Genomic DNA, 10,648 nt, shown 5'->3' with positions numbered 1-10,648 from the left:
CGGGTCTGACGGCGCTTAGTGCTGAATTCACTATCGGCGAAGGTGAGTTGATGGCTCATGATGTCCCTCTGGGATGCGCTCCGGATGAATATGATGATCTCATATCAGGAACTTGTTCGCACCTTCCTTAGGGAAAGTGATCGGATAAATTACTTCAAGCGCCCCACCTGCCGGTATTCCGTTAACCCCAGCACATTGGATAATTATCCCGTTTGGAAGTTTGCAATAACCACTAACCCCGCTAAAAGCGTTAGCGAAAAAGCTCATATCCGGCAGCTGGTTGGCTGCCGTCCCAACTTCCCTTTTTGCCGCTTCCCCCAAACGAACGTTTAATACCCTATAGCCATCCAGTAAATAGAATTGGAGGTAGGAGTAACGTAAGTAAATCTGGCCTTAGTTGTAGACGTATTGCCAATATCGAATCCAGTAAAACGCATGGATGGATCGTTTGTAGACATTAAAGCGCTGAGATGTCTGAATGCAGTAGGGAATGCAATTGGGAAAGAAATGTCAGTGGTTCCTACTGCCCCAGATGTGCCGTTGACGTTAAGCGCCCCCCATTGAATGATCAGCCCAGTCGGTAATTTTTGATACCCATTGAAACCTAAAGAACCGGCAAAGTTGCTCATATCAGGAAGCTGGTTTGCACCATTGCCGACCCCCCGTTTAGCTGCTTCCCCCAAACGAAGGTTTTTTCTTCACCACGGTCATGATTGTCCGTGTTGGCCATTCTCTGCAGTACAGTCAGAAATGACCATGCTCGATAAAATGGTGGCATCATTCACCACTTTTTTATGGGCGAAAAATCATGCAAATCGGTTACGTGAGGGTGTCAACAAATGACCAAAACACGGCTTTACAACGAAATGCGCTGGAGTGCGCAGGATGTGAGCTGATATTTGAGGACAAAATGAGCGGAAAAACCTCAGATCGGCCAGGGCTAAAGAAGGTCCTGCGCACACTCTCAGAAGGTGACACGCTGGTAGTTTGGAAGCTGGACAGATTAGGCAGGAGTATGCGGCATCTTGTTACTCTGATTGAAGACCTGCGAGGGAGAGGAGTAAATTTCCGCAGCCTGACAGATAGCATTGATACATCAACTCCGATGGGGCGTTTCTTTTTCCATGTTATGGGTGCCCTGGCAGAAATGGAGCGAGAGCTGATCGTAGAGCGAACCCGTGCCGGGCTGGCTGTAGCGCGTGCGCAAGGGAGGATTGGTGGCCGACGGCCAAAGCTATCAGAGGATGAGTGGGCGCAGATTGGCCGGTTGCTGGCTGCCGGAGAAACGCGAAAACGCGTTGCTCTGATTTTTGATGTGGGTATATCAACGCTGTACCGCAAATTTCCCGCGTCTGCCGTGGCGCCATTGTCTGAACGCTCAGACACTCCTGTATAAATGAACATGATTTCTCATTTATGTAACCTGAAATCAGGCACATAAGAGAGGCAAGGCTATGCAAAAAGCAGTTATTGGCGCGGCAACTATTTACTGTGGTGACAGCCTGGAAATTTTGCGCGAACTCACTGGCGAATTTGATGCAGTAATTACTGATCCGCCTTATTCCAGCGGTGGCATGACACGCAGTGATCGGCAGGCCAAACCCTCCGGGAAGTATGTAGGCAATAACAACTACCATGAGTTTTTCGGCGATAACAGAGACGTGCGCTCCTGGGCGTTCTGGATGACGCAGTGGATGAGTCAGGTTAACCGCCTGGTTAAGTCAGGCGGCTATGCCATGGTTTTCACTGACTGGCGGCAGCTTCCAACGCTTACTGACGTTTTCCAGGCTGGCGGTTTTGTGTGGCGGGGGCTGATTCCGTGGGATAAAACGCTTTCAACCCGTGCGCCTCATACCGGTTATTTTCGTCATCAGTGCGAATACGTGGTTTGGGGAAGTAACGGACCATTGCCTAAAAGTCTGCATGGTGGACCCTGGCCGGGTATGGTGACTCGTCGGGTTATTCCGTCTCAAAAACTCCATATGACCGGCAAACCGATTGAGCTTATGGAGAGCCTGGTTGCTCCCGTTCCTCCTGGCGGCCATATTCTTGATCCATTTATGGGGAGTGCATCAACTGGCGTTGCCGCGCTGAGGAAGGGATATAAATTTACCGGGATTGAAATGAGCCAGCAGTATTTTGATATCTCATGCGAACGCCTGGAAAAAGAAAACGCAGATATCCGCGCGGGCGTATTGTGTGATTAAGGGAACAATGCCGCGTAGCTGTCTGCGCGGCCCATTCAATTCACCATAGGGCGAAACCTAAACACCGGAGGGTTCGCCGTATGGCTCAGGATTATCACCACGGTGTGCGCGTCGTTGAGGTCAACGATGGCACCCGCCCCATTTCAACAGTAAGCACGGCAATTGTCGGTATGGTCTGTACCGGCGATGATGCAGATGCGTCCGTGTTCCCCCTCAATAAACCGGTCCTGCTCACCGACGTGCTGACCGCCAGCGGTAAAGCAGGCGAGTCCGGCACGCTGGCCCGCTCGCTGGATGCAATTGCCGACCAGGCTAAACCCGTGACCGTTGTTGTGCGCGTTGCACAGGGTGAAACCGAAGCGGAAACAACTTCCAACATTATCGGCGGCGTGACAACTGACGGTAAAAAAACGGGCATGAAAGCGCTGTTATCTGCGCAGTCCCAGCTCGGCGTTAAGCCGCGCATACTTGGCGTGCCGGGGCATGACACGCAGGCGGTTGCCACTGAGCTGCTGAGCGTGGCGCAGAGTCTGCGCGGCTTCGCCTATCTGTCAGCCTACGGCTGCAAAACGGTAGAGGAGGCCATTGCCTACCGCGCTAATTTCAGCCAGCGCGAGGGGATGCTGATCTGGCCTGATTTCATCAGTTTTGACACCGTGCTGAACGCTGACGCAACGGCTTACGCCTCAGCCCGTGCGCTTGGCCTGCGTGCCAAAATTGACGAACAGACCGGCTGGCACAAATCCCTGTCCAACGTAGGCGTGAACGGCGTCACCGGCATTTCTGCTGATGTGTTCTGGGATTTGCAGGACCCGGCAACCGATGCGGGGCTGCTGAACCAGAATGATGTCACCACGCTGATCCGCAAAGACGGTTTCCGCTTCTGGGGTTCCCGCTGCCTCAGTGACGATCCTCTGTTTGCCTTTGAAAACTACACCCGCACCGCTCAGGTACTGGCTGACACCATCGCAGAAGCGCACATGTGGGCGGTGGATGGCGTGCTTAACCCGTCGCTGGCCCGCGACATTATCGAAGGTATTCGCGCCAAACTGCGCAACCTGAAAACGCAGGGCTACATCATCGGCGCCGACTGCTGGCTGGATGAGTCCGTAAACGATAAAGATTCCCTGAAAGCCGGGAAGCTCACTATCGATTACGACTATACGCCGGTACCGCCTCTGGAAAACCTGATGCTGCGCCAGCGCATCACCGATCAGTATCTGCTGGATTTCTCCAGCCAGGTAAGCGCGTAAGGGGACAATATGGCTTTACCACGCAAGTTAAAACACCTGAACCTGTTTAACGACGGGAATAACTATCAGGGGATCGTTGAGTCCCTGACCCTGCCTAAATTCGGCCGCAAGTTTGAAAAGTATCGCGGCGGCGGTATGCCCGGTTCGGCTGATGTTGATCTGGGGCTGGATGATGGCGCGCTGGACACGGAATTTTCAATTGGTGGCACTGAACTGCTGTTATTCAAACAGATGGGTAAAGCCACTGTTGACGGTATCCAGCTGCGTTTCACCGGCTCCATTCAGCGTGACGATACCGGCGAAGTGCAGGCCGTTGAGCTGGTTGTGCGCGGGCGACATAAAGAAGTCGATTCCGGCGAATGGAAAACCGGCGAGAGCAACACCACAAAAGTCAGCAGCACCAACAGCTACGCGAAGCTGACCATTAACGGCGAGGTGCTCTATGAGGTTGATGTGATCAACATGATTGAAATCGTTGATGGCGTGGACCTGATGGAAGAACACCGCAACGCCCTGGGCCTCTGATCTACTTTAAAGGCGCGGGCAGCCGCGCCAGTACCTTATTAACAGGAAATGACAATGAGCGAACAACTGACTGAAAAAACCGTACAGCTGGACACCCCAATCAAACGCGGTAAAACCGAAATTGCCGAAATTGTGCTGCGCAAGCCGCAGTCCGGCGCGCTGCGTGGCACCCGTCTGCAGGCGATCATGGATATGGACGTCGGCGCGATGATGACGATTATTCCCCGCATCTCCACGCCCGCGCTGACCGCTCAGGAAATGGCTGAAATGGACCCCGCAGATCTCACCGCGCTGTCGGTTGAGGTGGTCACTTTTTTGTTGAAGAAATCGGTGCTTGCCGGTTTGCCGACAGCCTGACGGTAGAAGACCTGGTGGCTGATATCGCCACCATTTTTCACTGGCCGCCGTCCGTCACTGACGTTATGCCGCTGACCGAAGTGCTGGAGTGGCGGCATAAAGCGATTCAGAGAAGCGGGGCCAGCGATGAGTGACACTAACCTGCGTTTGCAGGTAATTCTAAATGCGGTTGATAAGCTCACCCGCCCATTCAGATCAGCGCAGGCCAGCTCTAAAGAGCTGGCTACCGCCATTCAGCAAAGCCGCGCAAGATTAAAAGAACTGGACGCCCAGGCGGGCCGTATTGACGGTTTCCGCAAGGCAAGCGCGCAGCTCGCCGTCACCGGCAACAGTCTTAAAGCCGCACGAGAAGAAGCGGCGAAACTTGCCACGCAGTTCTCGGCCACTAACCGCCCGACGGCGGCGCAGGCTCGTCTGCTTGAGCAGGCAAAAAACCGCGTTAACGAGCTGCAGAGCAAATATAACGGCCTGCGTCAGTCGGTGCAGCGTCAGCGTCTTGCGCTCAATGAGGCCGGGCTGGACACCAAAAAGCTGAGCAGTGCACAGCGGGAGCTGCGGCAGAATGCCGACGAAACCCGGCAGGCCCTGGACCGACAGCAGAAATCCCTTAAACGCCTGGGCGAGCAGCAGGCCCGAATGAACGCCGTCCGCGATCAGTATTCCCGGCGTCTTGAGGTGCGGGATCGTATCGCGGGCGCCGGAGCAACGACTACTGCCGCCGGGCTGGCAATGGGCGCGCCGGTGATGGCAGCCGTTAAAAGCTATGCCAGCATGGAAGATGCGATGAAAGGCGTGGCAAAGCAGGTTAACGGGCTGCGGGACGACAACGGCAACCGCACAAAACAGTTTTACGATATGCAGGATGCCATCAAGGCCGCCAGTGAACAGCTGCCGATGGAGAATGGCGCAATTGATTATGCCGCGCTGGTTGAAGGTGGCGCTCGCATGGGCGTGACAAACCAGAACGATTCTTACGAAGACCAGAAGCGTGACCTGCTGGCCTTTGCATCCACTGCAGCAAAGGCCGCAACGGCATTCGAGCTGCCCGCTGATGAGCTGGCGGAGGGGCTGGGTAAAATCGCGCAGCTGTATAAAGTGCCGACCCGAAATATTGAACAGCTTGGCGATGCCCTGAACTACCTGGACGATAACGCCATGTCTAAGGGCGGCGATATCATCAATGTGCTGCAGCGTATGGGCGGCGTGGCTGACCGGCTTGATTTCCGCAAGGCGGCCGCGCTGGGTTCCACCTTCCTGTCTCTGGGCGCCGCGCCTGAAATTGCCGCCAGCGCATCAAATGCGATGGTGCGCGAACTGTCGATTGCAACCATGCAGAGCAAGCGGTTCATGGAAGGTATGGATCTGCTGAAACTCAATCCAGAAGAGATTGAAAAGCAGATGACAAAGGACGCAATGGGGACCATTCAGCGCGTGCTGGAGAAGGTCAACAAACTGCCGCAGGACAAGCGCCTGTCCGCCATGACGATGATATTTGGCAAGGAGTTTGGCGATGATGCGGCGAAGCTTGCAAACAACCTGCCGGAGCTGCAGCGACAGCTGAAACTTACCTCAGGCTCTGAGGCTAACGGCTCCATGCAGAAAGAATCCGATATCAATAAGGATTCACTTTCCGCGCAGTGGTTGCTTGTTAAAACGGGCGCGCAGAATGCTTTCAGTAGCCTGGGTGAAACCCTGCGCCAGCCGCTGATGGATATCATGGGGTACGTCAAAAGCGTTACCGGGGCACTGCGTCGATGGGTTGAGGCTAACCCGCAGCTGGCGGGCACGCTGATGAAAGTGGCGGCGGCCGCTGCTGCGATCACCGTTGTACTCGGCACGCTGGCGGTAGCCGTGGCTGCCGTGCTGGGGCCACTGGCGGTGATCCGTTTAGGCCTGTCCGTGCTGGGTGTAAAAACACTCCCCTCCGTTATGTCTGCAGTGACCCGCACCGGCGGTGCGCTGTCCTGGCTGGCGAATGCGCCGCTTTCCCTGTTGCGCCGTGGCATGGCGGCATCCGGTAGCAGCACCGGATTGCTGACGACTCCCCTAAACTCCCTGCGACGTTCTGCCGGGCTGGCTGGCAATGCGCTGAAAGCGCTGGCCGGTGCACCGCTTGCTGTTCTTCGCAGCGGAATGTCTGGTATTCGCAACATTATCGGCATGGTAATGAATCCGTTGACCGCGTTGCGCGGGGGATTATCCGCAGCCGGTGGCGTGCTGCGTTTTCTGGCGTCCGGCCCGCTGGCCCTCCTTCGCGTTGCGCTGTACGGGATTTCTGGATTGCTGGGCGCCCTGCTTAGTCCGATAGGTCTGGTCGTGGCGGCGCTGGCTGGCGTGGCGCTGGTTGTCTGGAAATACTGGCAGCCGATAAGCGCATTTTTAGGCGGAGTGGTTGAAGGATTCAAAGCTGCAGCTGCGCCTATCAGTGCGGCGTTTGAGCCACTGCAGCCTGTTTTCCAGTGGATAGGTGACAAGGTCCAGGCGTTATGGGGCTGGTTTACTGATCTGCTGACGCCGGTTAAATCCACCTCTGCAGAACTGCAAAGCGCAGCGTCGATGGGGCGGCAGTTTGGCGAAGCGCTGGCGGCAGGGCTGAACATGGTCATGCACCCGCTGGATTCGCTTAAATCGGGCGTGTCCTGGCTGCTTGAAAAACTCGGCATTGTCAGCAAGGAGGCGGCCAAAGCGAAGCTTCCTGAACAGGTCACGCGGCAGCAGCCAGCTACGGTCAACAGAGACGGTAAAGTGGTGCTGCCGCCTGGCGGATTCCCGACGATGGGTTTTGCTGGAATGTACGACAGCGGCGGTACCATTCCGCGCGGCCAGTTCGGCATCGTGGGCGAGAATGGCCCAGAGATTGTTAACGGACCCGCCAATGTCACCGGCAGGAAACGGACTGCTGATCTGGCGAGGGTGGCGGCAACGCTCAATCCTTCCCGGACGGAACCGGCCAGCGCTAAACAACGTCCTGAACGCGGGATAGTTCTGCCGCCTGATAGTGTGAACGGTCCGGCAAATATTCCGGTAATCAATAGCACTACTGAACTGGTGAAACTGGCGGCAACAGTAAGCCCCGTTCGTGATGTAACAGCCAGCCCGGAGCAACGGCCTGAAAGCAGGTTAATACTGCCTCCTGAGATTGTTAACGCCCCGGTAAAACTTCCTGGTCGAGATCGTGCTGCGGAGCTGGCTGATATCGCTGCTGCCGTCATGCCAGCACCGGCCATTAAGGAAATCACGGATAACAGGACTGACCCGATGGCTATGCGCCAGAAGGTGTTCGCTTCCGTGGTCGCTGGCGTAATGGGCCTGGCAGCTGCCCCGGCAGAAGCCGCACCACTTCATCCGTACAGTGTGCCTGTCAGGACGCAACCGGCGCCGTCTCCGAAGGAAGAGAGACAGCCGCAGGTAATTAAGTACGAGATAAGCGCGCCAATTCATATTGTCGCGCAGCCAGGGCAAAGCGCGCAGGATATCGCCCGCGAGGTGGCCCGGCAGCTTGATGAGCGTGAGCGCAGGGCCAGGGCAAAAACACGCAGTAATTTCAGTGATCGAGGGGGTTACGAATAATGATGATGGTGCTGGGGTTGTACGTATTCATGCTGCGAACAGTGCCCTATCAGGAGCTGCAGTATCAGCGCAGCTGGCGGCACGCAGCCAACAGCCGGGTTAACCGGCGCCCGTCAACGCAGTTTCTTGGACCGGATAACGATACGCTTACTCTGTCCGGTGTCCTGCTGCCGGAGATTACCGGCGGCAGGTTGTCTTTGCTGGCGCTGGAGCAGATGGCGGAGCTGGGAAAAGCCTGGCCTCTGATTGAGGGGAGCGGGACGATTTACGGCATGTTTGTGATCGAGAGTCTGAGCCAGACAAAAACAGAATTTTTTGAGAGCGGTATGCCCCGGCGCATCGAATTTTCGCTGAGCCTGAAACGGGTGGATGAGTCGCTGTCTGATATGTTCGGCAGCCTCAGCGACCAGCTCAGTAATTTGCAGGAATCTGCCACCTCTGCAATAGGCAATATGAAAAATACGGTTGGAGGGTTACTGCAGTGAATTTCAGCTCTGATCTCCTGAACCTGAACAGCAAAACTCCCGGTTTCAGTATCATCATTGAAGGTAAAGATGTGACTACCGTGCTGGATGCGCGCCTGATAAGTCTGACGCTGACGGATAACCGGGGCTTTGAAGCGGACCAGCTTGATCTGGAACTGGACGACTCGGACGGGCTAATCGTTCTGCCTCGTCGGGGGGCCATTATTCAGTTTGCGCTGGGGTGGAAAGGTCAGCCGCTTTTTCCGAAAGGGGCGTTTACTGTCGATGAGATTGAGCACAGCGGCGCGCCTGACCGTCTCACAATCCGCGCGCGTAGTGCAGATTTCCGTGAAACCCTGAATACGCGGCGTGAAAAGTCCTGGCACCAGACAACGGTGGGCGAAGTTGTGAAGGAAATCGCGGGCAGGCATAAATTAAAGATGGCGCTGGGAAAGGACCTGTTGGACAAGCCTGTCGATCATCTTGACCAGACTAATGAAAGCGACGCCAGCTTTTTGATGAAGCTGGCGCGGCAGTATGGGGCGATAGCCTCAGTTAAGGACGGCAATCTGTTGTTTATCCGCCAGGGGCAGGGCAGAACGGCAAGCGGTAAGCCGCTGCCGGTTATCACCATAACCCGCCAGGCCGGTGACGGTCATCGTTTTACTCTGGCTGATCGCGATGCCTATACGGGGGTAATTGCCAGCTGGCTCCATACCCGTGAGCCAAAGAAAAAAGAGACTGCAAAGGTTAGGCGCCGTCGAAAAAAAACCACTGCGGCAAAGGAGCCGGAAGCAAAACAGGGAGATTACCTGGTTGGAACGGATGAAAACGTGCTTGTACTCAACAGAACTTATGCAAACCGCAGCAATGCAGAGCGAGCGGCAAAGATGCAGTGGGAGCGCCTGCAGCGCGGGGTGGCAACATTCTCCCTGCAGCTCGCAGAGGGAAGGGCTGATCTGTATACCGAAATGCCGGTGAAGGTGAGCGGCTTTAAACAGCCCATTGATGATGCCGAATGGACCATTACCACCCTGACGCATAGTGTCAATGCAGATAATGGTTTCACTACGACTCTGGAGCTTGAGGTAAAGATAGATGATTTAGAAATGGAATGATAATGTTCACAAAATGGATGTTCGTGTATCATTATGGGATTGCGGGTAATGACTTGGGGAGAAACGGATATGATGAATTGTCCGAAATGCGGACACGCGGCACATACTCGCAGTAGCTTTCGTGTATCAGATAATACGAAAGAGCGTTATTGCCAGTGCCAAAACATAAACTGTGGAACCACTTTTGTTACTCATGAAACCGTAGTGCGCTTTATCGTAACTCCCGGACAGGTCGATCATGTGCCTCCGCACCCTCTAAACAGTGGTCAGGGACACATGAATTTTTGACAAACTAACCCGCTTCGGCGGGTTTTTTATTGGTGGCAGCTTATTTCCTGCTGCCATTTTGCTGCCAATGATGAAACTATAAACAAAAAAGCCACTCATGTGAGTGGCTTAATTATATGATTCTAAAGCTAAAATTTGGTGGCCCCTGCTGGACTTGAACCAGCGACCAAGCGATTATGAGTCGCCTGCTCTAACCACTGAGCTAAGGGGCCGTGGCGGTGAATTATAAAGTAACTCCCCTCATCAATCCAGCCATTCACACCTGCCTGCTGTTTTTATAAACAACGCATAATCAATCCTTTATACTTATCTTAAGATGCATAGACAGGAGTAGAGATGATCAACGATATTCTGGCCCCTGGCCTGCGGGTGGTGTTCTGCGGAATCAACCCGGGCAAGTCCTCGGCGCACACCGGTTTTCACTTTGCTCATCCGGGAAATCGCTTCTGGAAGGTGATCCACCAGGCCGGTTTTACCGACAAACAGCTTAAGCCGGAAGAAGAGCAGCAGCTGCTGGATACGCGCTGTGGCATCACCATTCTGGTCGAGCGTCCAACGGTGCAGGCGAGCGAAGTAAATCTGCATGAGCTGCGTACTGGCGGGCGGGAACTGGTGAAGAAGATTGAAGACTACCAGCCCGCGGCGCTGGCGATCCTCGGCAAGCAGGCCTACGAGCAGGCGTTCAGCCAGCGCGGTGCGAAGTGGGGTAAGCAGAACATTACCATTGGCGTAACGCAGGTTTGGGTGTTGCCGAATCCGAGCGGGCTGAACAGGGCGACGCTGGACAAGCTGGTGGAGGCGTATCGGGAACTTGATGAGGCGCTGGTGGTGAGGGGGCTTTAGCTCCTCTGCGGCCTGATGCCCTC

General features: G+C 55.0%; 12 protein-coding genes and 1 tRNA gene. 11 read left to right on the top strand and 2 right to left on the bottom strand.

The genetic code is table 11. The features are described 5' to 3' along the window. Positions 1 to 329 precede the first annotated feature (329 nt). Positions 330 to 683: a hypothetical protein gene (locus C3451_RS18050; RefSeq protein WP_081396745.1), complete on the bottom strand. Its 354-nt coding sequence runs from the start codon at positions 681 to 683 to the stop codon at positions 330 to 332. A gap of 125 nt (positions 684 to 808) precedes the next feature. Here C3451_RS18050 and C3451_RS18045 point away from each other — a divergent pair, with 125 nt between their 5' ends. The 10 genes from C3451_RS18045 to C3451_RS18000 all read left to right on the top strand — a co-directional run bounded on the left by C3451_RS18045 (position 809) and on the right by C3451_RS18000 (position 9,782). Continuing rightward, positions 809 to 1,396, top strand: coding sequence for a recombinase family protein (locus C3451_RS18045; protein ID WP_047726000.1), 588 nt, complete (start codon positions 809 to 811; stop codon positions 1,394 to 1,396). A gap of 58 nt (positions 1,397 to 1,454) precedes the next feature. Next, positions 1,455 to 2,207, top strand: coding sequence for a DNA methyltransferase (locus C3451_RS18040; protein ID WP_015386375.1), 753 nt, complete (start codon positions 1,455 to 1,457; stop codon positions 2,205 to 2,207). Between the two features lie 80 nt (positions 2,208 to 2,287). After that, complete coding sequence (locus C3451_RS18035) at positions 2,288 to 3,460, top strand: phage tail sheath protein (RefSeq protein WP_032634572.1); 1,173 nt, start codon at positions 2,288 to 2,290, stop codon at positions 3,458 to 3,460. Positions 3,461 to 3,469: 9 nt separating this feature from the next. Further along, positions 3,470 to 3,985, top strand: a complete 516-nt coding sequence (locus C3451_RS18030) for a phage major tail tube protein (protein ID WP_007848874.1) — start codon at positions 3,470 to 3,472, stop codon at positions 3,983 to 3,985. A 54-nt stretch (positions 3,986 to 4,039) separates the two neighbouring features. Continuing rightward, entirely contained in the window at positions 4,040 to 4,342 is a 303-nt protein-coding gene (locus C3451_RS18025) for a phage tail assembly protein (protein WP_007848877.1), read from the top strand. Positions 4,343 to 4,356: 14 nt separating this feature from the next. Further along, positions 4,357 to 4,476: a GpE family phage tail protein gene (locus C3451_RS18020; protein WP_007848878.1), complete on the top strand. Its 120-nt coding sequence runs from the start codon at positions 4,357 to 4,359 to the stop codon at positions 4,474 to 4,476. Next, positions 4,469 to 7,912, top strand: a complete 3,444-nt coding sequence (locus C3451_RS18015) for a phage tail tape measure protein (RefSeq protein ID WP_124304366.1) — start codon at positions 4,469 to 4,471, stop codon at positions 7,910 to 7,912. The genes C3451_RS18020 and C3451_RS18015 overlap by 8 nt, the downstream gene beginning before the upstream one ends. Next, a complete protein-coding gene (locus tag C3451_RS18010; RefSeq protein WP_014884887.1) occupies positions 7,912 to 8,397 on the top strand; it encodes a phage tail protein in 486 nt (161 codons plus the stop codon). The genes C3451_RS18015 and C3451_RS18010 overlap by 1 nt, the downstream gene beginning before the upstream one ends. Further along, positions 8,394 to 9,494, top strand: coding sequence for a phage late control D family protein (locus C3451_RS18005; RefSeq protein WP_124304365.1), 1,101 nt, complete (start codon positions 8,394 to 8,396; stop codon positions 9,492 to 9,494). The genes C3451_RS18010 and C3451_RS18005 overlap by 4 nt, the downstream gene beginning before the upstream one ends. A gap of 69 nt (positions 9,495 to 9,563) precedes the next feature. Further along, positions 9,564 to 9,782 (top strand): DNA-binding transcriptional regulator, encoded by a 219-nt coding sequence (locus tag C3451_RS18000; protein ID WP_015386379.1) that lies wholly within the window; start codon positions 9,564 to 9,566, stop codon positions 9,780 to 9,782. A gap of 136 nt (positions 9,783 to 9,918) precedes the next feature. On the opposite strand, the gene C3451_RS17995 is transcribed toward C3451_RS18000, so the two are convergent. Further along, positions 9,919 to 9,994: transfer RNA gene (locus C3451_RS17995), tRNA-Ile, on the bottom strand. Positions 9,995 to 10,118: 124 nt separating this feature from the next. On the opposite strand from C3451_RS17995, the gene mug reads away from it, so the two are divergent. Continuing rightward, a complete protein-coding gene (gene mug / locus C3451_RS17990) occupies positions 10,119 to 10,625 on the top strand; it encodes a G/U mismatch-specific DNA glycosylase (RefSeq protein ID WP_124304364.1) in 507 nt (168 codons plus the stop codon). The last annotated feature ends 23 nt before the right edge of the window (positions 10,626 to 10,648 follow it).

It is taken from the genome of Enterobacter sp. 301B (assembly GCF_003850715.1).
Lineage (GTDB): Bacteria > Pseudomonadota > Gammaproteobacteria > Enterobacterales > Enterobacteriaceae > Enterobacter > Enterobacter intestinihominis.
The sequence above is the reverse complement of the archived record's forward strand: the minus strand, read 5'-3'. Positions and strand labels throughout refer to the sequence as shown.